The sequence below is a fragment of the Arthrobacter sp. 'calajunan' genome, assembly GCF_046940185.1.
Classification (GTDB): domain Bacteria; phylum Actinomycetota; class Actinomycetes; order Actinomycetales; family Micrococcaceae; genus Glutamicibacter; species Glutamicibacter soli.
This window is the reverse complement of sequence record NZ_JBKZDY010000005.1, coordinates 245,569-272,402: the sequence shown is the minus strand read 5'-3', so window position 1 is coordinate 272,402 and position 26,834 is coordinate 245,569. Positions and strand designations below refer to the sequence as shown.

Below are 26,834 nucleotides of genomic sequence, written 5' to 3'. Positions count from 1 at the left end.
GGATAGAGTGAAGTGATGTTTGTGCGCCACCAGCGCGGGCAAGCAGTCCTCGTTCAATGCGATGACCAAGCCGATGAAAGATAGTAAGCCGTAAAACAGTGACTGATTCCAAGAGCAACTGGACCGCAGCCGGACACGAGGTGTCCGACTCGATTGAGCTGAATCCTGAAACCGCAGTGCTTGCTGCGGCCATCAATCTTCCCTCGGGCTTTGCACTGATCGCCGAGGATCCCGAATTCGGACCTGCCATCTCCATGGGCATGGCCAAGGTGGAGAAGCTGCTGCGCGATGCGCTGGCCAACTCCGACCCGTTGATTGATGCCTCAAGTCGACACCTGGTGGAAGCCGGCGGCAAGCGCGTGCGCCCGCTGCTGGTGCTGCTGACTTCCCTGCTGGGCGGCGGCGTGACCGACGAGGTCATCAAGGCCGCCGCCGTGGTCGAGCTGACCCATCTGGCAACCCTGTACCACGATGACGTCATGGACTCCGCGCCGATGCGCCGCGGCGCTCCCACCGCCCATGAGGTCTGGGGCAACTCCGTGGCCATCCTGGCCGGAGACCTGATCTTCGCCCGCGCTTCAGTCTTCGGCGCCGACCTGGGCCCCGAAGCGGTGCTATGGCAGTCGCGCACCTTCGAGCGCCTGTGCCTGGGCCAGCTGCACGAATCCATCGGCCCGCGTGAGGGCGATGACGCCATCGCCCACCACATCCAGGTGATCAGCGACAAGACCGCCTCCCTGCTGGCGACCTCCGGCGCCTTCGGCGCCCGCTTCGGCGGCATCCCCGAATTCATCGAAGTGCTGCGCGAGTACGGTGAGAAGGTCGGTGTGGCCTTCCAGGTCGCGGACGACGTCATCGACATCGCCTCCAAGGAAGCCGACTCGGGCAAGACCCCGGGCACCGACCTGCGCGAAGGCGTGCCGACCCTGCCGGTGCTGCTGCTGCGCCAGGCCGCCGAGAACGGCGACGCCGCCGCGCAGGCGGCCGTCGAGCTGGTGGATTCGGACCTGACCAGCGACGAGGCTCTGGCCAAGGCCGTGGAAGCCGTCGCAGCCCACCGCTCCATCCAAGACGCCTGGAGCGTGGCTCGCCGCTGGGCCGACGACGCTATCGAGGTGCTGGCCCCGCTGCCTGAAGGCACCGTGAAGAGCGCGCTGATCTCCTTCGCGGACGCCGTGGTGACCCGCGAAGCCTAGCTCCGGCGAACCGTCCAAGTAACGAAGTCCTGCACCTCCCGGAAGGGAAGTGCAGGACTTCGTTGGTTTAAGCCGCGGTTTTCAGCACCGCAGGTCGGACTCGTAGAGCCGCTGCGGGTGTTCGTCGCTGAAGAGCGCCGCGCGCAGCTGCTCGGCCTTCGCGGCGCGGTCCTCGACAGGAACCCGGTGGCGCAGCTGGCGGTAGAGCTCGTCGTCCCAGTACCGCGGAAAGACATGCTGGTGGTAGTGCCAGACATGCTGGTTCCCGGCAGGCTCGTTGTGCTGGCGGGTGCTGGTGCCGTCCGGATTCCACGCCAGCTTCATGGCCAGCGCGATACGCCGGGTCTCGCGCATGATCGCGGCGCCGATCTGCTCATCCAGGTCGTACAGGGATTCAAGATGGGCTGTCGGGATGATCATCACGTGCCCGCCGAAGTTCCCGAAACCGTCGCAGGCCATGATCGCCGCGACCTGGCCGGTCTGGTAGATCATGTCCGTCGGGGCGCACAGGTTGTCCTCGCTGAAGGGCAGGTTGTTGACCAGCTCGCAGAACGGGCACTGGTAGCCGTGCGGTTCGTGGGAACGGTAGAGCACTAGTCCTCCAGCTCGGCAGCTAATTCCTCGAAGACCCAGGCGAACATGTCCAGGGTGAATTCGCTGAAGGTGCCCTCCTCGCTGACCCAGTTGCCCTTGGCGTTGTTGCGGCGGTAGACAATAGGATCCGGCACCTCGAGCTGGGACTGCTTGAAGCCCCACACGAACTTCTCTTCCTCGTCCTCGAGGAACAACAGGTAGCCGTCCTCGATTTCCAGCTCTTCGGGATCGAAGAAGTAGTGGTAGGCCTCCATGAAATCGTCGTTGTTGCCCAGGGCGAGGTAAAACTCCTCCAGGACAAAGGGGATCTGGACCTTGGCCTCGGCCAGGCCGTCTGCCAATTCCCCGGCGCTCAGGCCATCGGCTTCGTTCCACTGGTCCTCAAGGTATTTCGGGACGAGTGAACGGAACTTCTCTAGAAACATGTCAGCCATGCGTTAATCCTATCCAGAACTAGCGCAGCTCAAGTGCACTGAGCGCAATCCATAGTTGGACCCGGTCACTGGTGACGTTCGGGTCGTAGCCGGAGAGCTCGGCAATTTGCTGCATGCGGTAGCGCACGGTGTTGCGGTGCAGCCCCATCGATTCGGCCACCGCTCCCACGGAGCCGTCGCGGTTCAGGTACTCGCGCAGGGTGCGCATCAGCCCCGAGTCGTGGGAGGAATCGAAATCCTGGATGGGGCCCAGCGCCTCGGCGGCCAGGTCCTGCAAGGGCACGTCGCGGGCGGCCAGCAGCAGGGAGGTCAGCGAGAGCTTGGTGGGGACATTGACGCGTTCGCCATGGCGCAGCGATTCCAGGGCCTCGAAATAGCTCCACCGGATGCCGGTGGTGTTCGAGTAGCGTCCGCCGTAGCCGACCTTGGCGGGGATGCCTGCGGTAGCCAGGTAGGTGTCGAGCCGGTCGATGGACAGCTGCACCTGCTTGTACGCCACGATGACCACTAGCCGGTCCTCGACGATGGCGGTGACCTGCGAGGCGAGGTCGGCGGGCAGGGGGAGTGTCTGCAGCCTGTCGGCTTGGCCGCTGGCCTGCACCAGCACCACCGAGTGCTCTCGCTGGGATTCCAGGCCCAGCGCACCCAGGCGGACCGCCGCGTCCGATCCGGACAGCGCTCCGGAGGCAAGGTCGGCCAGTACCTGCCCGTTGGCCAAGCGCCGCGAGGCGCGCAGCCGGGACTTGTTGGTCAGCTCCAGTCCGATCAGCGACTGGGCGTATTCCACGATGGGGTCACGGGTGTAGGGCTCGGCAATGTGCAAGGTGCAGCGGTCGCGCAGCCCGGTGGCCACCGGCAGCTCGTGCCAGGCCCGCCCCGGATCGAAGTCGCCGCTGATCACTTCGCCGTGCAGGCTCAAGGCGACTTCGGTGCTCAGCATCTTGGACAGCTCGGTGAGCATGCGGTCCAGATCCGAAGACAGCAGGGATTGGGCCAGCTTCTGGTGGGCGCGCAGCAGGTTCTCAACACGCTTGACGTGGTCGGCGTTCAGCGCTTCGGCAATTAGGCGCGAAATCGCCGCGAAAGGAGTTTTATAGGGCACCTCGATGACCGGCAGGCCTACTTCCCGGGCGGTTTCAAGTACCGGACCCGGTACGCTTTCGTGCTCCAAGCCGATACCGAACCCCAGCGCCACCACATCGTTAGCCGCAAGCGTGCGAACGAAATCGATCTGCGCCGCGGCCGACTTCTGGCGGACTCCGGTGGTCAGCACGATCTCGCGGCCGGTGAGGAATTTGGAGGGGTCCAGAAGCTCAGTCACCGCGCCCCATGTGATCGCGGTCTCCAAGGAGTGTGTAGGATCAGTCAAAGCCTTTAAACCAAGCTCGTCATGATCCAGCAGTCCGCGTAAACTAATTGCCATAGGTTCATTCTATGGTGCGTCTCCTGCTGCAACGATTTGCGCAAAATGCTCAAAAACTTGCGCGAAAGATGCCGAAAAGTGACCACATTGCGAAATTTTTGCGCTAGCTTAGTGACATGAGCTCTCAATCATCTACTCAGGGCGCTCCGCTCGCATCAGACAAGCGTGAGACTTTCTCGTCACGCAAACTCTTCATTCTCTCCGCGATCGGTTCGGCCGTTGGTCTGGGAAATATTTGGCGTTTCCCCTACGTCGCCTACGAAAACGGCGGCGGCGCATTCCTCATCCCTTATCTGGTTGCCATCCTGTGCGCCGGTATTCCGCTGCTGTTCCTGGACTACGCAGTCGGCCACCGCTACCGCGGGTCGGCCCCGCTGTCCTACCGCCGCGCGAATCGCAAGGCCGAAGTGCTCGGCTGGTGGCAGGTCCTGATCTGCTTCATCATCGCCATCTACTACGCGGCCATCATTGCGTGGGCCGCCATGTACTGCTGGTTCTCCATCACCAAGGCCTGGGACAAGAACCCTGACGGCGCCGGTGGATTCTTCATGAACGACTTCCTGAAGGTCCAGGAAGAAGTCACCGTTGGCTTCGACTTCGTCGGCCCGGTGCTGATCCCGATGTTCGCCGTCTGGCTGATCGCCATCGTGATCATGGTGGCCGGCGTGAACAAGGGCATTTCCCGCGCCAACGCCATCTTCATGCCGCTGCTGATCATCATGTTCCTGGTCCTCGTGGTCCAGTCGGTCTTCCTGCCCGGCGCCATCGACGGCCTGAACACCTTCTTCACGCCGAACTTCGAAGCGCTGAAGAACCCGAGCGTCTGGGCTGCTGCCTTCGGACACATCTTCTTCTCGCTCTCCGTGGCCTTCGGCATCATGGTGACCTACTCCTCCTACATGAAGCGCAAGAGCGACCTGACCGGTTCCGGCTACGTGGTGGCCTTCGCCAACTCGAGCTTCGAGCTGCTGGCAGGCATCGGCGTGTTCGCCGCCCTTGGCTTCATGGCCTACAACGCGAACTCCAGCGTGGACGAGGTCGCGGTCAGCGGCATCGGCCTGGCATTCATCGCTTTCCCGACCATCGTGTCGCAGGCGCCGCTGGGTTCGGTCATCGGCGTGCTGTTCTTCGGTTCGCTGGTCTTCGCCGGCTTGACCTCGCTGATCTCGATCCTCGAAGTGATCGTGGCGGCGTTCCAGGACAAGCTGGGCTGGCGCCGCGCACCGGCGACCCTGATCGTGACCATCCCGGTCGCGCTGATTTCCCTGGCGCTGTTCCCGACCACCACGGGCCTGTACCTGCTGGACACCATGGACGCGTTCGTGAACCAGTTCGGCATCCTTGCCTGCGCACTGGTCATCGTGATCGTCCTCGGCGCCGGCCTGGGCATGCTCCCGAAGCTGGCCAAGCACCTTAACCGCCACAGCTCCATCAAGGTGGGCACCGGCTGGAAAGTCCTGGTTGGCGGCGTCGGCCCGGCAGCGCTGGGCTACATGCTCATCAACGAAGTCCAGACCAAGATGGCCGAGCAGTATTCCGGCTATCCGGCATGGTTCAACGGTGTCTTCGGCTGGGGCATGGCCGGTGCGCTGATCGTGGGCGCAATCATCTTGTCCATGGTTCCGTGGAGCAAGAAGTCCAAGCTTGATGACCCGGAATTCCACCAGCACAAGAAGAACGTCGAAGCCGAGGAAATTCCGGAACCCGCAGGAAAGGAATACTGACAATGAGCGCACTGGCGATTGTCTTCATGATCATTTCGATGCTCACCATCTGGGGCGGCCTGGCCCTAGCCCTCATCCACCTGTCGCGTCACCCGGAGAAGACCGATGACGACGTGATCGAGCCGGCACACTCGCTGTAGCCTCGATTCACGGCAGCACCAGCGCGGCTCCCGTTCCTTCGCGGAACGGGGGCCGCGCTTTGTCTGTGCACTTGCACTACCAAGCCGGCAGCTCCTTGTGCTGAATCCGGTAGTGCAACGTTTCGCGCCAACATATTCTGCTACTAGAACTTTGCATTCCTCGGCGGATGCAAGAGCCATAGTGAGAGGAAAAGCTGGTGGACGTTACCTACCGCATTGAACAGAAGCGCAAGCTCGAAGGCCCATTCCCAGGCCCCAAGTCTCAGGAGCTGACCGCTCGCCGCGCCAACGCGGTGGCAGCTGGCGTCGCCTCGACCCTCCCGGTGTACGCTGCAGACGTTGACGGCGGCATCATCGTCGACGTGGACGGCAACCAGCTGATCGACCTCGGCTCCGGCATCGCCGTGACCACCGTTGGCGCCTCGAACCAGGCAGTGGCCAAGGCCGTCGCCGAGCAGGCCCAGCGCTTCACCCACACCTGCTTCATGGTCGCCCCGTACGAGGGCTACATCGAGCTGGCAGAGAAGCTTGCCTCCATCACCCCGGGCAGCTTCGAAAAGCGCGCCGCATTCTTCAACTCGGGCTCCGAGGCAGTGGAGAACGCCATCAAGGTGGCCCGCGTGGCCACCGGCCGCCAGGCAGTGGTTGCCTTCGACCACGCCTACCACGGCCGCACCAACCTGACCATGGGCCTGACCGCCAAGGCAGCTCCGTACAAGCGCGGTTTCGGCCCGCTGGCGCCGGAGATCTACCGCATGCCGATGAGCTACCCATACCGCGAAGAGAACCCGAACATCTCGGGCAAGGAAGCCGCTGAGCGCGCCATCCTGGCCATGGAGAAGCAGATCGGCGGCGACCAGATCGCCGCGATCATCATCGAGCCGATCCAGGGCGAGGGCGGCTTCATCGTCCCGGCCACCGGCTTCCTGCCTCGCATTGCCGAATGGGCCAAGGAAAACGGCATCGTCTTCGTCGCCGACGAAGTCCAGGCCGGCTTCGCCCGCTCGGGCTCCTGGTTCGCCTCGGACATCGAGGAAATCGAGCCGGACATCATCACCGTGGCCAAGGGCATCGCCGGTGGCATGCCGCTGTCGGGCATCGTGGGCCGCGCCGAACTGATCGACGCCGTGCACGGCGGTGGCCTGGGCGGCACCTACGGCGGCAACCCTGTTGCCGTGGCAGCTGCGCTGGAGTCCATCAAGTTCATGGAGGAGCAGGACCTCTCGGGCCGCGCCCGCGAGATCCAGGAGCAGTTCTTCACCCGCTTCACCGCGCTGCAGAAGGACGTCCCGGCAGTGGGCGACGTCCGTGGCCGCGGTGCGATGATCGCGCTGGAATTCGTCAAGGCCGGCGGCAAGCAGCCTGACGCAGCCGTAACCAAGGCCATCGCCGACGAGTGCCTGGCCCAGGGTGTCCTCATCTTGACCTGCGGCACCTACGGCAACGTTGTCCGCCTGTTGCCACCACTGGTCATCGGCGACGAGCTGCTCACCGACGCGTTCGATGTTCTGGAAGCAGCAATCCGCAAGCACGCCGCCTAATTGGCAGCGAACGGATAAACCCACCGCAAACGGCATCCCGCACAGCTCGCGCTGTGCGGGATGCCGTGCATTAACCGGGGACTTCCCGGCCTTCCGCGTCGCACCCGCGCGGGGAGGCACCCGGCCGGGCGCTGCAGGCGACCTGTCGGCCGGGAAGTGAAGCAGCACGGGACGGGTGCGCTGGAGCGGCCAGAAGGCCTCAAGAAGCGGGGCATGCGGTTCAGCTAATGAACAAGGCCCGCAGCTGCTTTCCCGAAGAACTGGAAGAAGCTGCGGGCCTCGCTGCGCGCGGAGGGAGCCTTAGACGAGCTGCTTGGGCTCCGGCATGGTGCCGGCCTTGGGCGCGCGCAGCATGTCGACCAGTACGATGATGACGGCGATCCAGACCAGCCCGAAGCCGATCCAGCGTTCCACCGGCATCTGCTCGCCGAAGACCAGCAGTCCGAGGATGAACTGGATCAGCGGAGCCAGGAACTGCAGGGAGCCGACGGTGCTCAGCGGCAAGCGCCGGGCAGCCCCGCCGAAGAGCAGCAGCGGCACAGCGGTAATGATGCCGCTGGCGGCCAACAGGAGCACCGTGGCCGGATCGGCCGCAAACAGGGCCGAGGCGTCGGCCATGGCTAGCCAGCCGATGAACACGGCGGCCAGGGGAGCGAGCCACAGGGTCTCCATGGTCAGTGTGCCCAGCGCAGTGCCGCTCTGGCCCACCTGGTTCTTCACCAGGCCGTAGAAGCCGAAGGAGAAGGCCAAGCCCAGGGAGATCCACGGAACCCGGCCCAAGCCGATGGTCAGCACGATCACCGCGAGGCAGGCGAAGCCCACTGCCACCCATTGCAGGGTCCGCAACCGTTCCTTCAGCACCAGCACGCCCAGCAGGATCGCCACGATCGGATTGATGAAGTAGCCCAGCGACGCCTCCAGCACGTGTCCGGTCAGCACCGCCACCGCGTAGAGCACCCAGTTCGCCGCGATCAGGAAGCTGGCCAGCGCCAGCTGCCGCATGGTCTTGCCTTCCTTGAACATGGCCGCGAACTGGCGCATCTGCTTGGTCGCAAGCAGCAGCAGGACGCAGAAAACCAAGGAGAAGACCACTCGGACCGCAACGAACTCGAAGGCCGAGATCTGCGGGAGCATGAGGAAATAGACCGGGAGCAGGCCCCAGATGAGGTAGGCGGTGCTTCCCTGGATCAAGCCGTAGCTGTGCTGCGAGCGGATGGGGTTCACGGTGCGTGGTGTCATGCGGCGGATCGGCTTTCGAACAGGGAGGACTGCGGTGAGCCCGGAAACTTCTTATCAAGAAGTGGATACAAATCACACGCTATAACATCGAGCCGTGCGCGGCGTTCCCCGTTTCGCTTCATTAACCGCCGGCGTTGCCAAGATCACCCTGCCGCGGCGCAGGTTTTCTCCCCGCAGCGGAACGGTGCGGCGTTTCCGTACGTTGACTAGACTAGGAAGACTAAGTACGAATTCATGATTAGGGGAGTACGCCATCGTGCATGGACACAACAACGGATTCAAGACGGCCCTTTTGCTTGGCGGCATGTTTGCGTTGCTCCTGGCAATTGGCTCCCTGATTGCCAACGGCACCGGCAACGCCAGCTTCATCTGGATCTTCGCCCTGATCGGCGTGGCCACCACCGCGTACGGCTACTGGAACAGCGACAAGATCGCGCTGCGCTCGATGCATGCCTACCCGGTGACCGAGGAGCAGCAGCCGGAAATCTACCGGATCGTGCGCGAGCTGTCGATGAATGCCCAGCAGCCGATGCCGCGCCTGTACGTTTCGCCGACCGCCTCGCCGAACGCGTTCGCGACCGGACGCAACCCGGAGAACGCCGCGGTGTGCTGCACCGAGGGCATCATGCAGCTGCTCAACGAGCGCGAGCTGCGCGGGGTGCTGGGCCACGAGCTGATGCATGTCTACAACCGCGACATCCTCACCTCCTCGGTGGCGGCGGCCATCGCCGGCGTGATCACCTCGCTGGCGCAGTTCCTGCTGTTCTTCGGCGGCGGAAACAACAACGAGAACCGCAACGTCAACCCGATCGCGCTGATCGCGCTGTCCCTGCTGGCTCCGATTGCCGCGTCGATCATCCAGATGGCCGTGAGCCGCACCCGCGAGTTCGACGCGGACGAGGACGGCGCCAAGCTGACCAACGACCCGCTGGCCCTGGCCAGCGCGCTGCGCCGGCTTGAAAGCGGCATCAGCGCGGCCCCGTTGCCCGCCCAGGATCAGAAGCTGGTCAACAGCTCGCACCTGATGATCGCCAACCCGTTCGGTTCGAAGCTGAAGCAGATGTTCTCCACCCACCCGCCAATGGACCAGCGTATTGCGCGCCTGGAGTCCATGGCCGGCGGCCAGCAGTACTAAACTCCGGTATCGCACCGGTTAGATGGAAATAGGCGAGGAGCCCCGGCTGGGGCTCCTCGCCTAGGTCGTACCGCAGCGGTGGACGCTTAGCGGTAGTTGATGAACTGGAGGTCGGCTTCTTCGAAGTCCTTCAGCAACGCGATGATGCTCTGCAGGTCGTCGCGGGACTTGGAAGAGACGCGCAGCTCGTCGCCCTGGATGATGGACTTGACACCCTTCGGGCCCTCGTCGCGGATCAGCTTGTTGATCTTCTTGGCGACATCCTGGGCGATGCCCTCCTTGATGGCGGCTTCGATGCGGTATTCCTTGCCCGAGGCGAACGGCTCGCCGGCGTCCAGGGACTTCAGCGAGATGTTGCGCTTGACCAGCTTGGACTGGAAGACGTCGAGGACTGCCTTGACGCGCTCTTCCGAGGCGGCCTTCATGAGGATCTTCTCGCCGCTGAAATCGATCTCTGCCCCGACGCCCTTGAAGTCGTAGCGCTGCTGGATCTCTTTTTGGGCCTGGTGCAGCGCGTTGGCTACTTCCTGGCTGTCCACCTTGCTGACAACGTCAAAACTGGAATCGCTAGCCATGTGAATACTCCTAGATGTAACGGTTCAGATTCGAGTCCAAGACTACCGGGTTTGGGCCCCGAAAACCGGCTGTGATCAGGGTTACAGCAAAAAGACCCCTCTCGATTTCACATCACTGAAAATCTCCTGTAGAGTTATTTCTCGTTCCGACAAGAACAAATGTTCCCAAACGGAGCGACTCGGCAGATTACCCGAGTGGCCAAAGGGGGCTGACTGTAAATCAGCTGGCAACGCCTTCACTGGTTCGAATCCAGTATCTGCCACAAATAACTCCCAGATCGAAAGATCTGGGAGTTTTTTGATTAACCGGAAGCTATTCCCGAAATGGCAAAGGTTTGTTAAATCTCCCATTTCTGGGTATTCACCGCGCTCGTCCGCTACCGTGTAAGCATGGCAACTAAAAATGTGAGCGAAAACGATTTCGCGCAGCTGATCGAAGAGAACGACATTGTCCTCGTGGATTTCTGGGCTGCGTGGTGCGGCCCCTGCCGCCAGTTCGCCCCAGTGTACGAGCAGACCTCGGAGAAGTTCACCGATGTCGTCTTCGCGAAGGTCGACACCGAAGCAGAGCAGGGCCTGGCCCGCGCCGCCAACGTCACCTCCATCCCGACCATCATGGCCTTCCGTGAAAAGGTCCTCGTGTTCTCGCAGGCAGGCGCACTGAACGCGAGCCAGCTCGAAGACCTGGTCACCGCGGTCAAGGGCATCGACATGGGCGAGGTCCACGCGCAGATCGCCCAGGAAGCCGCCCAGGCGGAATCCTAAGCACCTACGCTTCGGGTTCTAGCGCTCCCGGTGATCCAGCGGCGCATAGCGGGGCCCGAAGCTTTGCTTCCGTTCGCCCGAAAGCTGCAGCAGGCGAACCACTCGCTGCCGATGCGGAGCGAACGGAGCAAGAAGTTCCATCATTCCGGCGTCATCCACACGCCTTCCGGTGAGCACCTGGCCCACGAACGCGGCCAGATGGAAATCTCCCACCGAAACGAAATCCGCCGAACCGTGCGAACGCTGCAGCGTCTCGGCCACGGTCCACGGACCAATACCCGGCAGCGAGAGCAACGCAACCTCCAGAGTCCCGGGTTTTCTCGCCGCCGGCTTCGCCGCGTCAATCGGCTGACCGGCCCACCACTGGAGGCTTCCAGCCGCCGCCGCTACCTGGCGCAGGGCAGTTGCCCGCTTCTGGTCCACGCGCGCGGCCTGCCAATCCCAACGATTCATCGTAGCGATCTGGGCCGCACCTGGGGCGATCCGCAGCCCATCGGGCACCGGTCCGGGCGCCGGCCGTCCCTTATGGCGGATCAGCCAGCGCCATGCGTAGTTCGCCTCGATCCCCGTGACTCGCTGCTCCAGCACTGCGCCCAGCAGATGCTCGAAGATCCGGTTGGTCCGCGGCAGGACGACGTCCCGGTGCAGGGTGCGGGTATGCTGCACGATCTCCGGCAACGTGGCGCTGAACTCCGGAGCGTCGAAACCGCTCCAGTCATCGCTGGCGCCCAGTAGATCCGGGGCGCAATCCACGGCCCAGTGGGCGCCGGGACCCCACCCCTGGAATGTTGCAGGCGCGTTAAGCGTGGGCTTGAGAATTCGCAGGGAGGCGTCGCCCGCCGGCGTCGTGAACGCCAACCAGGCCTCGGAAGCGGACAGCCGGATGGTCGGATCGCCCAGACCGCGGCGCAGAACACCTAGCGACCTGCCCAAAGAGACCGGTCCCTGCGGGGCGTAGGTTCCGGTGACTGCGTCCTGGTCCAATTGCATGCTCGGCTGCTTCCTTTCCTTATGCCGGCCCGCCGCCGTGCGGCCCGTGTTAACACCGTGGATGGGCGTGCGGGGACTGCGTGACGTTAAGCTACGAACGGCAACGACAAGTGTGACACCCGCCGGTAAAGTTCTTGACATGAAGTATGCGCCTACTGTTTTGGACCTGATCGGCAACACACCGCTCGTCAAGCTCAACCGCGTGACCGAAGGCGTCAAGGCCACGGTACTCGTGAAGCTCGAATACCTGAACCCGGGCGGCTCCATCAAGGACCGCATCGCGCTGAAGATGATCGAGCGCGCCGAGCAAAGCGGCGAACTGAAGCCCGGAGGCACCATCGTGGAGCCCACCAGCGGCAACACCGGGGTCGGCCTGGCCATGGTGGGGCAGCTTAAGGGCTACAACACCGTCTTCGTCACCCCGGACAAGGTCGGGGAGGAAAAACGCGACGTGCTTCGCGCCTACGGTGCCGACGTCGTGGTGACCCCCACGGCGGTAGCTCCGGATTCTCCTGAATCCTACTACGGGGTCTCCGACCGCTTGGTCACCGAAATCGACGGCGCCTACAAGCCGGACCAGTTCTCCAACCCCGGAGCCCCGGACAGCCACTTCGAAACCACCGGACCTGAAATCTGGACCGACACCGACGGCAAGCTGACCCACGTGGTGATCAGCGCCGGCACCGGCGGGACCATCACCGGCACCGGGCGCTACCTCAAGCAGATTTCCGCCGATCGCGCCTCCGGCCCGGTCAGGGTCATCGCCGCGGATCCGGATGGCTCGGTCTATTCCGGCGGCACCGGCCGCCCGTACTTCGTCGAAGGCGTCGGCGAGGACATGTGGCCCGGCAACTACGACTCGGCCGTGCCCGACGAGGTCCAGGCGGTCACCGATGCCGAAGCCTTCGCCATGACGCGCCGGCTGGCTAAGGAAGAAGGCTTGCTGCTGGGCGGCTCCTCCGGCATGGCCGTGGCTGCGGCCCTGCGTATCGCCAAGGACCTCGACGAAAACGACGTTGTGGTAGTCATCGCCCCGGACGGCGGCCGCGGCTATTTGGCCAAGATCTACAACGAATCATGGATGCTGACCCAGGGCTTCACCGGCGAGCAGAACTCAGAGCTGCGTCGCGTGGCCACGGCGTTGGCGACCGAACCGGTCATGACAATTGGCCCGGACGCCACGCTGGCCCGGGCTGCCGCGTTGCTGCGCGAATCCGGAGCCGACGCGCTGGTCGTCGCCACGGCGCAGCTTCCGGCCCGCATCGGCGAGGTCCGCGGGGTCGTCGGCGCTGGCCAGCTCACCGAGGCGCTGCTTGCCGGGGCCGCTCCGGACAGCACCTTGGCGGACCTGGAATCGCTGCCGGTCCCACTGCTGGGAGTGGGGGAGAGCCTGGACCGCGCACGCCAGTTGCTGGAGCATTGCCCCGCCGCGCTGCTGACCGAAGACGGCGAGGTTGTCGCCGCACTGACTTCATCCGACCTGCTGGCCTATGTCACCCGCTAGAGATTTCGCAAAGGACACACTTTCAATGACTGAAAATCCCCAGGGATCCAACACCCGTTTCGTCCACGCCGGCCAGGCCTTCGAACCGGTCACCGGCGCCGTGGTGCCGCCGCTGCACTTTTCCTCGACCTACGCCCAGGACGGCATCGGCAACCTGCGCGGTGGCTACGAGTACGGCCGCGGTGGCAACCCGACCCGCGACGCGCTGCAGGCCCAGCTGGCCGCCGCCGAGCACGGCACGCACGCCTTCTCCTTCGGTTCTGGACTGGCCGCCGAGGATTCGCTGATCCGCGCCATCCTGCGCCCCGGTGACCACATCGTGCTGGGCAACGACGCCTATGGAGGAACCTTCCGCCTGATCGACCGCGTGCTGGGTGCCTGGGGCATCGGCAACACCCCGGTGGACATGGGCGACGATGCGGCGCTGGCCGCGGCCATCGAGAAGAACAAGGCGAAGCTGGTGTGGGTCGAGACCCCGTCCAACCCGATGATGAAGATCACCGACATCGCCAAGGCCGCGCAGATCGCCCACGCGGCCGGCGCGCTGCTGGTCGTGGACAACACCTTCGCCAGCCCGTTCCTGCAGCAGCCGCTGACCCTGGGCGCGGACATCGTGGTGCACTCGACCACCAAGTACATCGGCGGCCACTCCGACGTGGTCGGCGGCGCGGTGATCGTCAAGGACTCCGAGCTGGCCGAGAAGATCGGCTTCATCCAGTTCGCCGTCGGCGCGGTCTCGGGTCCGATGGACGCATTCCTGACCACCCGCGGACTGAAGACCCTGGGCGTGCGTATGCGCACCCACTCGGAAAACGCCGCGCAGGTGGCAGCCTGGCTGGGGGAGCGCAAGGAAGTCGAGCGCGTGCTGTACCCGGGCCTGGAAAACCATCCGGGCCACGACATCGCCAAAGCGCAGATGAGCGGCTTCGGCGGCATGGTTTCCGTGCAGTTCGCCGGCGGCGAGGCCGCGGCCCGCAAGGTCGCGGAAAGCACTCGCCTGTTCACCCTGGCCGAATCGCTGGGCGGCATCGAATCGCTGATGAACTACCCCTCGGAAATGACCCACGCCTCGGTCAAGGGCACCGAACTGGCAGTTCCGGTGAACCTGCTGCGCCTCTCGGTGGGCATCGAGGACGCCGCGGACCTGATTGACGACTTGGAGCGGGCCTTCTCCGCGCTGTAGCCGAGGCAGGAGCCCCGCGCCGGAGGAAAGCCATCCGGCCGAGAACTGAAAATGCGCGCTGAACCCGTCCCCGGGTTCAGCGCGCATTTTCGGTCTTTTCTCTGGTGCCCGGAGGCCCGGGTGCTGCGAGGCGGAGTGCCCGTCAGCGCGGAGGCACCGGGCCGCGTTTGCGTGGCTTGGGGGAGACCACCTTGAAGTAGCGGTTGCTGGCCGGCACCCACATCAGCGCGACACTGAACAGCACAATGGCCGCCAGGATCGAATAGCGTCCCATGCGCAGCACCATGGGCAGCGCCGCGATCAGCCCGACCCAGGTCAGCTGGGCCCGCGCCGAGCGCTGGCCGAGAAACAAGCGGTAGGCCAGAACGCCGAAAGCGACGCCGGCCGCCAACAGCAGCGCAACCAGCGACATGGCCGCAAGGTCCAACGAACCGCGCTGGGTCTGCTCGTAAACCAGGAATGCCCCGAAGCCGAGAAAGAGCACTCCGGCCAGTACCCAGAGCAGCTGCGAGATGAGCAGCCCGCCGGGGACCGGCTCGTCCGGACGCCTTGGAAAATCACGAATATTCACGATTTCAAGCCTACTGGGTGAGTAGCGGTGCCCGATCTCACACACCCCTGGCGCTGACAAACAGGGGCAGGGTTCGTTAGCATTAAGTGTTCGCGAACATCAGGGTATCCCTTGCATCTGGCCCAATTTTTGAGGTTAGAGCCTTCTCGTGTTGTATCTCCGCAAAGTGTGTGCGGGTCTTTATGTCATAGGGGAGCGCTTGATGAGCGTGACTTGTTTTCTGACTGTGTAGCCTTGTGTCGTTTCTTTGGGGACGGCTAGGCCTATTCCCCTAACGAATGAGGTAATTCTTCGTGTCTTCTGACATGCCCGTAAACACTGCCGACACCCAGACCACCGAGGAACCAACGGTTACCTTCAGCGAACTTGGTCTTGATGCCCGCGTGCTTGCTGCACTGGCCGACCTGGGCTACGAAAAGCCGTCGCCGATCCAGGCCGCCACCATTCCGCTGCTGCTCGACGGCCGCGACGTTGTCGGTCTGGCCCAGACCGGTACCGGCAAGACTGCCGCTTTCGCATTGCCTGCGCTCTCCCGCATGGCAGAGCTGGCCGACCTGAACGGTCCGGCCACCACCCCGCAGATCCTGGTTCTGGCACCGACCCGCGAGCTCGCGCTGCAGGTTGCCGAGGCTTTCACCTCCTACGCCAAGTACCTTCCTGACTTCACCGTGCTGCCTGTCTACGGCGGCTCGCCATACGGCCCGCAGCTGGCCGGCCTGCGCCGCGGCGCACAGGTTGTCGTCGGCACCCCGGGTCGCGTGATCGACCACATCAACAAGGGTTCCCTTGACCTGTCCAACCTGCAGTACATGGTGCTGGACGAGGCCGACGAAATGTTGCGCATGGGCTTCGCCGAAGAGGTCGACAAGATCCTGGAAGCCACCCCGGAAGAGAAGCAGGTTGCCCTGTTCTCGGCCACCATGCCACGCACCATCCGCCGCATTGCTTCAGAGTACCTGCGCAACCCGCAGGAAGTCGCCGTCAAGTCCAAGCAGACCACCGGCGCCAACATCACCCAGCGTTACCTGCAGGTCATGGGCGCCCACAAGCTGGACGCCATGACCCGCATCCTCGAGTCCGAGGAATTCGACGGCGTCATCGCCTTCGTGCGCACCAAGATGGCCACCGAGGACCTCGCCGACAAGCTGAAGGCCCGCGGCTTCACCGCTGCAGCCATCAACGGCGACATCCCGCAGCAGCAGCGCGAGCGCACGGTCGAGAACCTGCGTTCGGGCAAGATCGACATCCTGGTCGCCACCGACGTTGCCGCCCGCGGCCTGGACGTCGAGCGCATCTCGCACGTCGTGAACTTCGATATCCCGCACGACACCGAGTCCTACGTGCACCGCATCGGCCGTACCGGCCGCGCAGGCCGCAAGGGCGACGCGATCCTCTTCATGACCCCGCGTGAGAAGTACCTGCTGCGCGCCATCGAGAAGGCTACCCGCCAGTCGGTGACCCAGATGCAGCTGCCTTCCCTGGATTCGGTGAACAACCGCCGCATCCAGAAGTTCACCGACCGCATCGATGCAACCATCACCGGCCAGGACCTGGGCACCTTCCGCGAAATCGTGGAGCAGTTCGCCGCCCAGCACGAGGACCTGGACCACCTTGAAATCGCTGCGGCCCTGGCCCTCATGGCCCAGGGCGGCCGCCCGCTGCTGATGACCGAGCCGGTCATGCCACCATCCAAGAAGGCCCGCCTGGAGCGCGACCGCGCAGACCGTGGCGATCGCGGAGAGCGCGGCCCACGCCGTGGCAAGACGGCCGCCGAGGGCAACGCCATGTACCGTCTGGCAGTTGGCCGCCGCAACCGCGTGCAGCCGGGCTCCATTGTTGGCGCACTGGCCAACGAGGGCGGCTTCAACTCCTCGGAAATCGGCGGCATCGAGATCCGTTCGGACCACACCTTGGTCGAGCTGCCAGCCGAGTTGAGCAAGGACCAGTGGCGTGCACTGTCCAACACCCGCATCGGCGGCGAGCCGATCAACCTGGAGCTGGACTCCGGCCGCAAGCCGCGCCGCGATGACGACTCGGATCGCGGCGGTTACCGCGGCGGACGTGGCGGCAGCTTCAACGACCGCAAGCGCTCGGGCGGCTTCCGCGGCGATGACCGCCGTGGCGGCGGCGACAAGCGCTTCGGCGGACGAGGCAAGGATCGCTTCAGCGATTCGGCTCGTCGCCGCGACTACTAAGCCGCCAGTGGCTTAGCCAGCGTGAACTGAGAACCCCTGGGAAAGACCGCAAGGTCATACCCAGGGGTTCTTCGCATCCCGGGGCTTGCTTGGCGCCGCCGTAGCCAAGAACTCGCCATGATGTGGGAATGCCTGGTCTCCGGCGTCTTGAGGGGCCTCAGGGACACCTGAATGCCGGACGTGGCCCCACGGGAGCCGCACGAACTCCTGAAAGGCCGTCAAATCCGCTCTGGCGTGCGAAGAGGTGATTCATCGGCGGCGGGGAATGAGTGGCAAACGCAGCCATTCTACGCTCAAATCCAAAAGGCTCAGGGTAAGCAACGCCCGAGCGTGGGTTCGCTGGCCAAAGCCTGATCAGTCCAACCGGGGATGCAGTGCTTGATCCGAGGGGTGATGACTGGCAACAGCGCGAGAACCTTGCAAGCGGCCGGAAAGGTCTTGAAGGATTGCAGAGCCATGCGTAGTTCAGTGATTTGGACTCCGACTAAAGCGCTGTGAATGCCAGGACGCGAAGCCCGCTAAAACGGCAATGAATACCACAAGAAAAACGCAGGGAAACGAAAAGAGAGACAATCTGAATTCAGATTGTCTCTCTTATTTCGAGCCCCCTGCCGGAATCGATCCGGCGACCTCGTTCTTACCAAGAACGCGCTCTACCACTGAGCTAAGGGGGCAACGAGTAATAACTTTACACAGCTTTCGGTTGATTGCAAAATCCTGAGCGGATATGTCGTTGAGGTCACATCATTCCTACTCAGGATGGTATTAGCGACGCTGGCACCAAAGAGATGTGAGGTGGCGGAAATTATGGCGATGTGCCACGTCGCTCCGCCGGCATTCAGGTGGTGGAGCCGGATTGCCAGGAGTGGGTCCCTGTGGGTGCGGTGCTGGAAAGAATCGCGACCAGCGATGATTGGATGCGGCCCGTGACCTTTATTGGGTCGCCCGTTCGCCGCGGGCAGGAGCTGGAGATTTTATTATCGGGTGGCAATTATTTGCCAATTTTTCGACCCCGAAACGGCCGTGAGCATCGTCACTTACGGTGTTCTTGTCCCATTCTTCGTCCCGCGCCGCCTTGCGGTGATCAGTATTCTCTACCTGACTTGGGTTTATCCATGATTCCGGGTGGTGATCCCGGGGGTGGTTGGCGATTTTTGTTTCCACGAAAACCCGTGTAGAGTATTTACTCGTTGCCCCCTTAGCTCAGTGGTAGAGCGCGTTCTTGGTAAGAACGAGGTCGCCGGATCGATTCCGGCAGGGGGCTCTGAGTGAGAAGCGATCTTGGCTTCTACTGGAAAGCTTCTCACTTGTGGCGGCGTAGCTCAGCTGGTTAGAGCGCACGACTCATAATCGTGAGGTCCCGGGATCGAGTCCCGGCGCCGCTACAGCAGTAAAACCCCGGAAACCCAACGGTTTCCGGGGTTTTTGTGTTCGCGATCGGCCCGTTCACAAGCCCGGGTACTCAGATAATGCCTCCGAAAGGGATCCGTGGGTTCAATGGAGCCAAACGCAGTTCCCGTGAAGCCACCCGATGAATGAGAAAACGCGGATCGGCTCAGTGCCGATCCGCGCCTATCCATCCTAGTTTTGTTTCCTTGGCGACTCGGTTGGTTCCTCAGGAATACCTTGCTGGGCGATCATCAATAATTCCTGCAAAACGGAATCATCGAAACCTCGATCGTCCTCGGACTCCGTGCTGTTGACATCGTGGCCGTGGACTTCCGTGTGCAGCCTTTGCATTTTCATGTCCAGGCTTTCTGCGACCCGTGCCGCCTCGGCCAGCTCTTCGACAAGATGCTCGGGCACGGCGCCTTCGTACTTGTAGAAGATCTTGTGTTCGAGCGTCGCCCAGAAGTCCTGCGCAATGGTCCTGATCTGGATTTCCACGGTGATATCAACCGGCCCCTCGGACAGGAAAACCGGGATCTTCACGATGGCATGCAGGCTTTTGTACCCGTTGGGCTTGGGATTCTTGATGTAGTCCTTGATCTGGATGACTTCCAGATCGCTTTGCGATGTCAGCGTATTGAGCACCTTGTAGATGTCTTTCACAAAACTGCAGGTGATGCGAACGCCGGCGATGTCGCTGATATTTTCGCGGATTGCCTCGAACGTTGGAGTGATGCGCCGCTGGGCGACTTTCCGCATGATGCTTTCCGGCGACTTGACCCGGGAGGTGACATGCTCGATGGGGTTGTACTTGTGCAGGTACAAGAATTCCTCGCGCAGAATCGACACCTTGGTCAGGATTTCATCGACCGCAAACTGGTGTTCCATCATGAAGCGCTGGAACTGGTGATGGAAAGTGCGAGCCATGTTCTGGAGTTCAGGGTTGTTCATCGCTGCGGTACGCAGTGCCACAGGGGGAGGGGACGGCCTGTCTGAGCTTTGAGTTGAAATCTCTATCACCTCTGAATATTCAATGTCGCGAAGTCGGGGCACGCGTCTGTATGTACCTCCAGAGTAGAACGCAGTCCTAAGAAAATGGACAGAACCCCGGGTATACCGACCGAAAACCATCCGATGCCTACCAGAGTTGACGCGGTTCCGGCACAACTGGAACACTGCCCAACGAGCTCTGCAATGTGAGCGCCTACGAAGCGGTGAGCGGAGTTCCAGGAATCAGGTGGTACTGGCTTAGGCTTGAATGCGACTCTTTTCTTGAAAGGCCTCCATGGAATTCCCCAGTGAATCACGACAGCTCTGCCACGGGATCAGCTTTTCCCACTACGAGCCGGCGCCAAGCCTGAGCCTCCGTCGCGGTTCACAGTGGATCCATGAGTCCTTGTCCAAGAATCGAGCCCTTCGCTTGCAAGTCAGCGACCTGAAGTTCTGCCTGGGCTATATCACCATGAACCCTGACGGCGGTCGCAACAATTTCCCCTGCCCGAAAAACAAAGCTGTACGGACAGGCAATCAGTGCGACCAGTGTCGGAGACTTGACCACTCCAAATTCATGCACCACTTCCATACGACCGGCGAAGCGCCGGCGGGGATGCGAAAATATTTGGAACAGCCGCATTTCCTCTACGTGGCAAGCTTCGCCCATGGAGCCACGAAGGTCGGCACGACCTCAACCCAGAGCAAATGGAGCCGCCTAGCACAGCAGGGTGCGGTCGTCGCCCGCTACATCGCTGGCGCGGGGGACGGCGCGGCCATCCGCGTGCTTGAAGATCTCATCACCGAACACGTGGGACTGGGCCAGCAAGTGCGGCAGAAATCCAAGGTGAAGGGGCTGACCAGCTGGGAACTGACTTTGGCCAGCCTCGATGACATCAACCGTGCAGCGGCCGACAAGGCCCGGGACTTCCTGTCTGCACAACGCGGGCTGGAGACCTATGGCATCGAACTTCGCGATGAGCTGTGGGAGCACCCGGAGTATGCGCAACTTGTGGTCGACGCCTGGGACGCGCATGCGCTGCATCCGTGGGATCAGAAGATCGCAGACAACCAGTTCAACATCAGGGTGCGCGGAGTTCTGGGGCAAACCATCATGGTCGACAGCGGCCCGTCTACAACCCTGAGGCTCATCGACGCGGCGGAACTCAAAACCCACGAATTGGGAGTTGCCGATGAACATGGCGACTTCCATGAAGAACAGTCTGCGCTGTTCTAGGTAATCGAGGCTAGGGGGCCGAATCCGCCACGGCTGCGGCTTCGGCTAGGCGTGCCAGCTGCAGATCTTCGATACAGAGCATGAGCACGCTGTTGCGTTTGTTGAAGCAATAGAGTTCAACCCCGCAAGTCCCGACCGTCCACCTTGCCGCGGGCATGGCTTCGGTTCCCCAGGTTTCCGTCGGAGGAGAAAAGTACGTTGACAGTTCCGTCCGGAGCTCGGCGAATTTTCCCAGAACCTGCGCATGCTGTTCCGATGGATGCGGGTACAGGAATAAGGTGATCAGCACGAGAGAACCCCGGAACGAACTCCAACGAGCATCCACCTCGGCCCCCAACGGAACTTTCAGCACCCAGATGCCTCCGATGTTCTCCTCTGGATCTTCCGTGGGTCGCTGCGGGCTGTGCATGCCCAACGCTTCGAATACGCGAACGCGCTCACCTTCGCTGCGGGGCCATTCGTGGCCGAGGATGCGGCCGATGAATGCGACCACTTCTACCGGTGCCGGTGAGTAGGGCATGCCCTGCATAGGCGCTGTCATACCCGGAGCCTAGCGCGGGTCGGTACATCAAGGCAACGGACGCAGTACTGCAGGGCGAGGCCGCGATCCGATGACGATGGCATAGACGCCCATGGCGCTGACGTCGCCTAGACTCGGTGAATGGGTGACGGGGGAATGCCACGTCGTCGGCGGAATGCCGACCCCAGATGCTGCGCATCCCCACTCCGGCTGAGGTCAAGACCTCAGTTGGCACCTGCACAGATTCCAGAATTGATGGAGGAGACATGGACAAGCGCAACGGCACCCAGGCCTCCGCAAGCTTGCGGGTCAACCGATTGTCGATCATCGCCCTCTGCCTGGCCATTGCCGAAATCCCGGCCCTGATCTTCCTGGGCGGCACTGGCCCGGCGGTTTTCGCGGTAGGTACAGGCCACGTGGCACTGAACCAGATCAAGACGAGAAATGAGCAAGGCGCGAAAGCCGCCATCCTCGCCTTGGCGCTCGGCTACGCGGTGGCGCTGTTCGGGGTCTTCAGCACCCTGCGAGCGCTGCCGTACATCTTCGCCTAGTCGTCTGGGCGGGCGCGCCTTGCCGATGCGTCCTGCCGATGAGTCAGGCCAGATGTCCTTCCATGAACTGGCGGTTGCGGGATGTCAGCAGAAATACCCTTGTACGTCCGCGGTCGCTCCCTGCCCTGAACTAGACTTGTGGGTATGACCAATACGCCTTGGGAGGCGGCCTCCCAGCACTACAAGAAGATCGTCTTTACCGCGATGGGCACCATCGGGCTAGGGATCATCCTGACGATCATCGGTTCAGTCAACCACATTCGACCGGTGCTCTACGTAGCCATCGGACTGCTGGTCATCGGCATGCTCTGCCACGTTGCAGGACTTGTCATTCGCGCCCGGGACGCCCGCAACTGGCGGATCGCCAACGGCCTGGCAACCTCTAAAGCCAAGAAGAACAAGGGCAACGGCGGCAACTAGCCGCACCCCGAAGGTTTCGTGTTCCGCAGAGCTGGGAGCCCCGAGCGGCTGAGCCCTGCGTGGACAGCAATCAACACACAGTCACAAAGTTCAGGAGAACTAATGGGCATCAACCCTGATCTGGTGGGGCGCATCTACCCTGCCGGCGAGTCCTACCAGGTAGGACGAGAGAAGATCCGAGAATTCGCAGCAGCCACCAAGGCCACCTCTCCGGCCCACTACGATGTCGAATCCGCGCGCAAGCTCGGCTTCAACGACGTGGTCGCCCCGCCGACCTTCGCCATCATCGTGGCCCAGCGCGCCGACGCCCAGCTGATCGCTGACCCTGCCTCGGGCATCGACTTCTCCCGCGTGGTGCATGCAGACCAGCGCTTTACCCACCACCGCCCCATCGTGGCCGGCGATGAACTGCTCGCCGAGCTGTACGTGGACCAGATCCGCGAAATGGGCGCCGGGGCCATGATCACCACCCGCGCCGAAATCACCACCGTCGGTGGGGAAAAGATCGCCACCACCGTTTCATCGCTACTGGTTCGAGCTGAGGACTAATCATGATCGCTTTCGACACCCTTGAAAAGGGACAGGTTCTCGGCACCCACACTGTCAACGTCAACCGCGCCGACCTGGTGCGCTATGCCGGCGCTTCGGGGGACTTCAACCCCATCCACTGGAACGAGCGCTTCGCCAAGGAAGTCGAGCTTCCCTCGGTCATCGCCCACGGCATGTTCACCATGGGCGCGGTCATCGACCTGGTCTCCACCTGGGTGGGCAATCCGGGCGCAGTCATCGACTACCAGACCCGCTTCACCAAGCCGGTCGTCGTCGAGGACCCCGAAGGTACCAACCCCTCGGACTTCGAAGGAACCACCATCGAGGTCGAGGGCAAGATCGGTGCCCTGGATTCCCAGGCCCGCACCGCCCGCGTGGACCTGACCGTCTCCGCCAACGGAACCAAGGTATTGCTCAAGTGCCAGGCCGTGGTGCAGCTCTGAACCAGCAACCCGCAGCCGACGTGCCGGTCGCGGTAAAGCACTGGCGCAACTCGTTGATGGCCGCCTACACGGCCAGCGGCCTGCTGCTGGCAACCCTGGTCTCCAGGCTTCCGGCACTGCGCGACGAGCTGGGGCTGGACCACTCGCAGGTCGGCCTGCTGCTGCTCGGAATGAGCGCAGGCTCCTTCCTCTCCGTATCCCTGGCTGGTCACCTGGTGATGCGTTTCGGCGCCACCAACGTCATGCGCTACGGCGCACTGATTGCAGGTCTCGCGCTCATGGGCGTCGGCTCCACCTCGGGACTGCTGCACTCAAGCATGCTGACCGCGACGGTGCTCTTCTGCCAGGGGCTTGGAGCCGCCTCGTGGAACGTCGCCTCGAACATCCAGGGCGCGGCCATGGAACGGGCACTGGGACGCAGCGTCATGCCTGCCCTGCACGGGTTCTTCTCCGTGGGTACAGTTCTCGGCGCCGGAATCGGCGCCGGCGCCGCAGCGGTCGCGCTGCCGCTGCAACTGCACTACGGGGTCATGGGCATCTTGATCATCGCCACGGTGCTGTATTCGACCCGTTTCTACGGGGAAGACCGGAGCCGGGCCTCGAAGGATTCGAAGTTCAAGGGGCATTCGCTGCTGAGCACCTGGAAGGAGCCGCAAACGGTCCTGCTGGGCGTGCTGGTGCTGGGCATGGCGCTCGCCGAAGGCGCGGCCGGAGACTGGGTGGCCTTGGCCCTGGCCGATGGCTACGGGACCACCGAAGCCACCGGCGCGCTGGGCTACGCGGCCTTCGTGACTGCCATGACGCTGACCCGATTGCTGGCCGGGGACCTGATCCTGCGTATGGGGCGGGTTTGGATGATCCGGGCCAGCGCCATCGCCGCGCTAGTGGGCCTGCTGATCTTCGCGTTCGGAGACAACCTGCCATTGGCTTTCGTGGCGCTGGCCGTGTGGGGCATGGGTGTTGCCCTGACCTTCCCGCTGGCCATGAGCGCCGCATCGGATGACCCGGAACACGCGGCAGCCCGCGTGGCAGTGGTTTCTACCATCGGCTACGCGGCATTCCTGGGAGGTCCGCCGCTGCTGGGCCTGCTGGCCGGGGCTATCGGCCTGCTGCCTGCACTCGGCTGCATCTCGATCCTGGTTGTCGTGGCGTTCCTGCTGTCGAAGAACGCCGCAGGCTATCCGCGCCAGCCCGAGTCCGCCAGCTAGATCCGCCCGAATCAACGTATTTCCAGAGACAAATCGAAAGATAGTAGTTCAATGCTGAAGAACATGACCACCACGGCTGTTGGCGGCGACGCTGCGCGCACCGTGACCGCGTCCACCGAAGCCGAGCTGATTGCGGCGATCACCGCCGCGGACAACGCCGGCGAGGACATCCTGTTCATCGGCGGCGGCTCGAACCTGGTTATCTCGGACGAGGGCTTCTCGGGCACCGTCATCCGCATCGCCACGCGCGGCCTGGTTGTCGAGGAACAGGACGGCGGGCTGGCGCTGCTGCGCGCCGCGGCCGGCGAGAACTGGGACGCCACGGTCGAGTACTCTTTGGCCGAAGGCCTGAGCGGACTCGAAGCCCTCTCCGGGATCCCCGGCTGTGCCGGTGCCACCCCGGTGCAGAACGTCGGCGCCTACGGAGCGGACGTCTCCCAGACCTTGGCCTGGGCCCGCGTCTGGGACCGCACCGCGCAGGAGATCCTGCAGCTGTCGAACGAGGACCTGGCGTTCGCCTACCGTGATTCGCTGATCAAGCGCACCAGCACCCACGGTTCGCCCCGGTACGTGGTACTGGAAGCCGCGTTCCTGCTCAAGCGCGGCAACGAGTCGGCGCCGATCCGCTATGCTGAGTTGGCCCGCCGCCTGGGCGTCGACGCCGGCCAGGGCGCGGATGCAGCGCTGGTTCGGCAGACGGTTCTGGAACTGCGTCGGTCCAAGGGCATGGTCTATGACCCGCAGGACCCGGACTCGCATTCAACCGGCTCCTTCTTCACCAACCCGATTGTCGACGCGTCGGTGCTGGAGCAGCTGCCGCACAACGCTCCGAACTACCCGGTCGAGCAGGCCGGAATGGTCAAGTTGTCGGCCGCCTGGCTGATCGACCAGGCAGGTTTCGGCAAGGGCTACGGGCTGGAGGGGACCGACGGGTTCCAGATCGCCGGGGGACGGGCCTCGCTGTCCACCAAGCACACCTTGGCCATTACGAACCGGGGCACCGCCAGCGCGGCTGACATCCTGGCCATCGCCCGCGCAGTGCGCGCCGGGGTTGCCGAGCGCTTCGGCATCACGCTGGTCAATGAGCCGCTGCTGATCGGAGTGGAGCTCTAGTATCCGTCCGCATATGTGAAAATGCCCGGGGCGCACCGTTCAGTGAACTGTGCGCCCCGGGCATTTGTCGGCGGGGAAGTAGTCCCTATAGGCGGCCCTGTGCGATGGCCAGCATGCGGCGCAGCGGCTCCGCGGCGCCCCAGAGCAGCTGGTCGCCCACGGTGAAGGCGGAGATGTACTCCGGGCCCATCTCCAGCTTGCGGATGCGGCCGACCGGGATGTCCAGGGTGCCCGAGGCGGCCACCGGAGTCAGCTGCTCCATGGTCGCTTCCTTCTCGTTCGGCACGACCTTGGCCCACTCGTTGTCCTCGGCCAACAGCGACTCGATCTCGGAGACCGGCAGGTCTTCCTTCAGCTTCAGGGTCAGCGCCTGCGAGTGCGACCGCATGGCGCCGATGCGCACGCACAGTCCGTCCATGGCGATGTGGCGGCTACCGGAGGTCTGCAGGATCTTGTTGGTCTCCGCGCCGGCCTTCCACTCCTCGCGGGACTGGCCGTTGCCCAGATCCGAATCGATCCACGGGATCAGCGAACCGCCCAGCGGCACGCCGAACTGTGCGGCGTCCAGGCCGCCGCGCTGGGTTTCAAGCACCTTGCGGTCGATCTCCAGGATGGCGCTGGCCGGGTCTGCAAGCTCGTCCGCGACCGAGGCGTTGATGTCGCCGAACTGGGTCAGCAGCTCGCGCATGTGGCGGGCGCCGCCGCCGGAGGCCGCCTGGTAGGTCATGGAAGTGCCCCACTCGACCAAGTTGTTCTTGAACAGCCCGCCCAGGCCCATGAGCATGCAGGAAACGGTGCAGTTGCCGCCCACGAAGTCCTTGACGCCGGCAACCAGCGACTGGTCGATGACGTTGCGGTTGATCGGGTCCAGCACGATCACCGAGTCGTCGTTCATGCGCAGGCTCGATGCGGCATCGATCCACAGTCCGTCCCAGCCGGCCTTGCGCAGCTCGGCGTGGACCTTGGTAGTGTAGTCGCCGCCCTGGGCGGTCACGATTATCGGCAGCTTGGCCAGCGTCTGGATGTCGAAAGCATCCTGTAGCGGGCCGGCGCCCTCGGCGAATGCGGGGGCCTGGCCGCCGGCATTCGACGTCGAGAAGAAGACCGGGTCGATCTGCGCAAAGTCGCCCTCGTCGAGCATGCGCTGCATGAGCACGGAACCGACCATGCCACGGTAACCTACAAAACCAACAGATGAAGTCATA

The 26,834-nt window shown here is 63.2% G+C and carries 26 protein-coding genes and 4 tRNA genes; 19 read left to right on the top strand and 11 right to left on the bottom strand.

Translation table 11 applies throughout. From position 1 onward, the window contains the following. Positions 1-98 precede the first annotated feature (98 nt). Positions 99-1,196: a polyprenyl synthetase family protein gene (locus RF641_RS10465; protein WP_053798560.1), complete on the top strand. Its 1,098-nt coding sequence runs from the start codon at positions 99-101 to the stop codon at positions 1,194-1,196. Between the two features lie 81 nt (positions 1,197-1,277). On the opposite strand, the gene RF641_RS10460 is transcribed toward RF641_RS10465, so the two are convergent. The 3 genes from RF641_RS10460 to RF641_RS10450 are packed head-to-tail and all read right to left on the bottom strand — an operon-like array spanning position 1,278 to position 3,647. Next, positions 1,278-1,790, bottom strand: coding sequence for an HIT family protein (locus RF641_RS10460; protein WP_047119774.1), 513 nt, complete (start codon positions 1,788-1,790; stop codon positions 1,278-1,280). Beyond that, on the bottom strand, positions 1,790-2,224 hold the full coding sequence (locus RF641_RS10455; RefSeq protein ID WP_053798558.1) for a hypothetical protein: 435 nt from the start codon (positions 2,222-2,224) through the stop codon (positions 1,790-1,792). Before RF641_RS10455 ends, RF641_RS10460 begins: the two co-directional genes overlap by 1 nt. A 19-nt stretch (positions 2,225-2,243) precedes the next feature. Then, positions 2,244-3,647: a PucR family transcriptional regulator gene (locus RF641_RS10450; RefSeq protein WP_047119772.1), complete on the bottom strand. Its 1,404-nt coding sequence runs from the start codon at positions 3,645-3,647 to the stop codon at positions 2,244-2,246. Positions 3,648-3,763: 116 nt separating this feature from the next. Between RF641_RS10450 and RF641_RS10445 the strand changes: the two genes are divergently transcribed. From RF641_RS10445 to gabT, 3 genes are all read left to right on the top strand, one after another. Next, positions 3,764-5,371 (top strand): sodium-dependent transporter, encoded by a 1,608-nt coding sequence (locus RF641_RS10445; protein WP_047119771.1) that lies wholly within the window; start codon positions 3,764-3,766, stop codon positions 5,369-5,371. Between the two features lie 2 nt (positions 5,372-5,373). Next, positions 5,374-5,511 (top strand): methionine/alanine import family NSS transporter small subunit, encoded by a 138-nt coding sequence (locus tag RF641_RS10440; protein WP_113607455.1) that lies wholly within the window; start codon positions 5,374-5,376, stop codon positions 5,509-5,511. A 197-nt stretch (positions 5,512-5,708) separates the two neighbouring features. After that, positions 5,709-7,052, top strand: coding sequence for a 4-aminobutyrate--2-oxoglutarate transaminase (gene gabT, locus RF641_RS10435; RefSeq protein ID WP_053798557.1), 1,344 nt, complete (start codon positions 5,709-5,711; stop codon positions 7,050-7,052). Positions 7,053-7,352: 300 nt separating this feature from the next. Here gabT and rarD read toward each other — a convergent pair whose 3' ends face one another. Next, the gene (gene rarD / locus RF641_RS10430; protein WP_113607454.1) at positions 7,353-8,291 is read right to left on the bottom strand and encodes an EamA family transporter RarD; all 939 of its coding nucleotides are present in this window, start codon (positions 8,289-8,291) and stop codon (positions 7,353-7,355) included. Between the two features lie 256 nt (positions 8,292-8,547). Between rarD and htpX the strand changes: the two genes are divergently transcribed. Next, entirely contained in the window at positions 8,548-9,426 is an 879-nt protein-coding gene (htpX, locus tag RF641_RS10425; RefSeq protein ID WP_424573117.1) for a zinc metalloprotease HtpX, read from the top strand. A gap of 86 nt (positions 9,427-9,512) precedes the next feature. Here the strand turns inward: htpX and RF641_RS10420 are convergent, their stop codons facing one another. Continuing rightward, a complete protein-coding gene (locus RF641_RS10420; protein ID WP_047119767.1) occupies positions 9,513-10,001 on the bottom strand; it encodes a YajQ family cyclic di-GMP-binding protein in 489 nt (162 codons plus the stop codon). 181 nt (positions 10,002-10,182) lie between these two features. Between RF641_RS10420 and RF641_RS10415 the strand changes: the two genes are divergently transcribed. Both RF641_RS10415 and trxA read left to right on the top strand, forming a co-directional pair. Then, positions 10,183-10,264 (top strand) — tRNA-Tyr (locus RF641_RS10415). A 127-nt stretch (positions 10,265-10,391) separates the two neighbouring features. Further along, on the top strand, positions 10,392-10,766 hold the full coding sequence (gene trxA / locus RF641_RS10410) for a thioredoxin (RefSeq protein WP_047119766.1): 375 nt from the start codon (positions 10,392-10,394) through the stop codon (positions 10,764-10,766). A gap of 18 nt (positions 10,767-10,784) precedes the next feature. On the opposite strand, the gene RF641_RS10405 is transcribed toward trxA, so the two are convergent. Beyond that, on the bottom strand, positions 10,785-11,756 hold the full coding sequence (locus tag RF641_RS10405; protein ID WP_053798555.1) for a DNA-3-methyladenine glycosylase family protein: 972 nt from the start codon (positions 11,754-11,756) through the stop codon (positions 10,785-10,787). Between the two features lie 139 nt (positions 11,757-11,895). Between RF641_RS10405 and RF641_RS10400 the strand changes: the two genes are divergently transcribed. Together RF641_RS10400 and RF641_RS10395 are read left to right on the top strand one after the other, a co-directional pair. Beyond that, the gene (locus RF641_RS10400) at positions 11,896-13,260 is read left to right on the top strand and encodes a cystathionine beta-synthase (protein ID WP_113607453.1); all 1,365 of its coding nucleotides are present in this window, start codon (positions 11,896-11,898) and stop codon (positions 13,258-13,260) included. Between the two features lie 25 nt (positions 13,261-13,285). Beyond that, positions 13,286-14,443, top strand: coding sequence for a cystathionine gamma-synthase (locus tag RF641_RS10395; protein WP_053798553.1), 1,158 nt, complete (start codon positions 13,286-13,288; stop codon positions 14,441-14,443). Between the two features lie 142 nt (positions 14,444-14,585). Here the strand turns inward: RF641_RS10395 and RF641_RS10390 are convergent, their stop codons facing one another. Beyond that, the gene (locus tag RF641_RS10390; protein ID WP_047119762.1) at positions 14,586-15,014 is read right to left on the bottom strand and encodes a hypothetical protein; all 429 of its coding nucleotides are present in this window, start codon (positions 15,012-15,014) and stop codon (positions 14,586-14,588) included. Positions 15,015-15,319: 305 nt separating this feature from the next. Here RF641_RS10390 and RF641_RS10385 point away from each other — a divergent pair, with 305 nt between their 5' ends. Next, positions 15,320-17,209 (top strand): DEAD/DEAH box helicase, encoded by a 1,890-nt coding sequence (locus tag RF641_RS10385; protein WP_113607452.1) that lies wholly within the window; start codon positions 15,320-15,322, stop codon positions 17,207-17,209. 602 nt (positions 17,210-17,811) lie between these two features. Here RF641_RS10385 and RF641_RS10380 read toward each other — a convergent pair. Further along, a tRNA-Thr gene (locus RF641_RS10380) sits at positions 17,812-17,883 on the bottom strand. A 518-nt stretch (positions 17,884-18,401) separates the two neighbouring features. Here RF641_RS10380 and RF641_RS10375 point away from each other — a divergent pair. After that, a tRNA-Thr gene (locus RF641_RS10375) sits at positions 18,402-18,473 on the top strand. Positions 18,474-18,520: 47 nt separating this feature from the next. Next, positions 18,521-18,594 (top strand) — tRNA-Met (locus tag RF641_RS10370). A 196-nt stretch (positions 18,595-18,790) separates the two neighbouring features. On the opposite strand, the gene RF641_RS10365 is transcribed toward RF641_RS10370, so the two are convergent. Then, complete coding sequence (locus RF641_RS10365; RefSeq protein WP_047119717.1) at positions 18,791-19,549, bottom strand: GTP pyrophosphokinase; 759 nt, start codon at positions 19,547-19,549, stop codon at positions 18,791-18,793. Positions 19,550-20,018: 469 nt separating this feature from the next. Here RF641_RS10365 and RF641_RS10360 point away from each other — a divergent pair, with 469 nt between their 5' ends. Beyond that, positions 20,019-20,825: a DUF2797 domain-containing protein gene (locus tag RF641_RS10360; RefSeq protein ID WP_424573116.1), complete on the top strand. Its 807-nt coding sequence runs from the start codon at positions 20,019-20,021 to the stop codon at positions 20,823-20,825. A 10-nt stretch (positions 20,826-20,835) separates the two neighbouring features. On the opposite strand, the gene RF641_RS10355 is transcribed toward RF641_RS10360, so the two are convergent. After that, positions 20,836-21,366: a hypothetical protein gene (locus RF641_RS10355; RefSeq protein WP_424573115.1), complete on the bottom strand. Its 531-nt coding sequence runs from the start codon at positions 21,364-21,366 to the stop codon at positions 20,836-20,838. A 245-nt stretch (positions 21,367-21,611) separates the two neighbouring features. On the opposite strand from RF641_RS10355, the gene RF641_RS10350 reads away from it, so the two are divergent. The 6 genes from RF641_RS10350 (at position 21,612) to RF641_RS10325 (ending at position 25,629) form a co-directional block, all read left to right on the top strand. Further along, positions 21,612-21,896 carry a DUF4190 domain-containing protein gene (locus RF641_RS10350; RefSeq protein WP_424573114.1) on the top strand — a complete coding sequence of 95 codons (285 nt, stop codon included), beginning with the start codon at positions 21,612-21,614 and terminating at the stop codon, positions 21,894-21,896. Positions 21,897-22,040: 144 nt separating this feature from the next. After that, a complete protein-coding gene (locus RF641_RS10345) occupies positions 22,041-22,316 on the top strand; it encodes a hypothetical protein (RefSeq protein WP_053798548.1) in 276 nt (91 codons plus the stop codon). A 102-nt stretch (positions 22,317-22,418) separates the two neighbouring features. Beyond that, positions 22,419-22,865, top strand: a complete 447-nt coding sequence (locus RF641_RS10340) for an FAS1-like dehydratase domain-containing protein (protein WP_047119713.1) — start codon at positions 22,419-22,421, stop codon at positions 22,863-22,865. Positions 22,866-22,867: 2 nt separating this feature from the next. Further along, positions 22,868-23,308 carry a MaoC family dehydratase gene (locus tag RF641_RS10335; RefSeq protein ID WP_047119712.1) on the top strand — a complete coding sequence of 147 codons (441 nt, stop codon included), beginning with the start codon at positions 22,868-22,870 and terminating at the stop codon, positions 23,306-23,308. Continuing rightward, positions 23,284-24,516, top strand: coding sequence for an MFS transporter (locus RF641_RS10330; protein WP_424573113.1), 1,233 nt, complete (start codon positions 23,284-23,286; stop codon positions 24,514-24,516). Before RF641_RS10335 ends, RF641_RS10330 begins: the two co-directional genes overlap by 25 nt. A gap of 18 nt (positions 24,517-24,534) precedes the next feature. Next, complete coding sequence (locus tag RF641_RS10325; protein ID WP_424573141.1) at positions 24,535-25,629, top strand: UDP-N-acetylmuramate dehydrogenase; 1,095 nt, start codon at positions 24,535-24,537, stop codon at positions 25,627-25,629. 85 nt (positions 25,630-25,714) lie between these two features. Here the strand turns inward: RF641_RS10325 and asd are convergent, their stop codons facing one another. Further along, a complete protein-coding gene (gene asd / locus RF641_RS10320; RefSeq protein ID WP_161449304.1) occupies positions 25,715-26,833 on the bottom strand; it encodes an aspartate-semialdehyde dehydrogenase in 1,119 nt (372 codons plus the stop codon). Between the last annotated feature and the right edge of the window lies 1 nt (position 26,834).

Bases quoted from the DNA above. Each gene is read 5' to 3' on its own strand.
- RF641_RS10455 (WP_053798558.1), bottom strand. From the start codon at position 2,224: ATGGCTGACATGTTTCTAGAGAAGTTCCGTTCACTCGTCCCGAAATAC.
- RF641_RS10450 (WP_047119772.1), bottom strand. From the start codon at position 3,647: ATGGCAATTAGTTTACGCGGACTGCTGGATCATGACGAGCTTGGTTTA.
- RF641_RS10445 (WP_047119771.1), top strand. From the start codon at position 3,764: ATGAGCTCTCAATCATCTACTCAGGGCGCTCCGCTCGCATCAGACAAG.
- RF641_RS10440 (WP_113607455.1), top strand. From the start codon at position 5,374: ATGAGCGCACTGGCGATTGTCTTCATGATCATTTCGATGCTCACCATC.
- rarD (WP_113607454.1), bottom strand. From the start codon at position 8,291: ATGACACCACGCACCGTGAACCCCATCCGCTCGCAGCACAGCTACGGC.
- RF641_RS10420 (WP_047119767.1), bottom strand. From the start codon at position 10,001: ATGGCTAGCGATTCCAGTTTTGACGTTGTCAGCAAGGTGGACAGCCAG.
- trxA (WP_047119766.1), top strand. From the start codon at position 10,392: ATGGCAACTAAAAATGTGAGCGAAAACGATTTCGCGCAGCTGATCGAA.
- RF641_RS10405 (WP_053798555.1), bottom strand. From the start codon at position 11,756: ATGCAATTGGACCAGGACGCAGTCACCGGAACCTACGCCCCGCAGGGA.
- RF641_RS10400 (WP_113607453.1), top strand. From the start codon at position 11,896: ATGAAGTATGCGCCTACTGTTTTGGACCTGATCGGCAACACACCGCTC.
- RF641_RS10395 (WP_053798553.1), top strand. From the start codon at position 13,286: ATGACTGAAAATCCCCAGGGATCCAACACCCGTTTCGTCCACGCCGGC.
- RF641_RS10385 (WP_113607452.1), top strand. From the start codon at position 15,320: ATGCCCGTAAACACTGCCGACACCCAGACCACCGAGGAACCAACGGTT.
- RF641_RS10365 (WP_047119717.1), bottom strand. From the start codon at position 19,549: ATGAACAACCCTGAACTCCAGAACATGGCTCGCACTTTCCATCACCAG.
- RF641_RS10355 (WP_424573115.1), bottom strand. From the start codon at position 21,366: ATGACAGCGCCTATGCAGGGCATGCCCTACTCACCGGCACCGGTAGAA.
- RF641_RS10350 (WP_424573114.1), top strand. From the start codon at position 21,612: ATGGACAAGCGCAACGGCACCCAGGCCTCCGCAAGCTTGCGGGTCAAC.
- RF641_RS10345 (WP_053798548.1), top strand. From the start codon at position 22,041: ATGACCAATACGCCTTGGGAGGCGGCCTCCCAGCACTACAAGAAGATC.
- RF641_RS10340 (WP_047119713.1), top strand. From the start codon at position 22,419: ATGGGCATCAACCCTGATCTGGTGGGGCGCATCTACCCTGCCGGCGAG.
- RF641_RS10335 (WP_047119712.1), top strand. From the start codon at position 22,868: ATGATCGCTTTCGACACCCTTGAAAAGGGACAGGTTCTCGGCACCCAC.
- asd (WP_161449304.1), bottom strand. From the start codon at position 26,833: ATGACTTCATCTGTTGGTTTTGTAGGTTACCGTGGCATGGTCGGTTCC.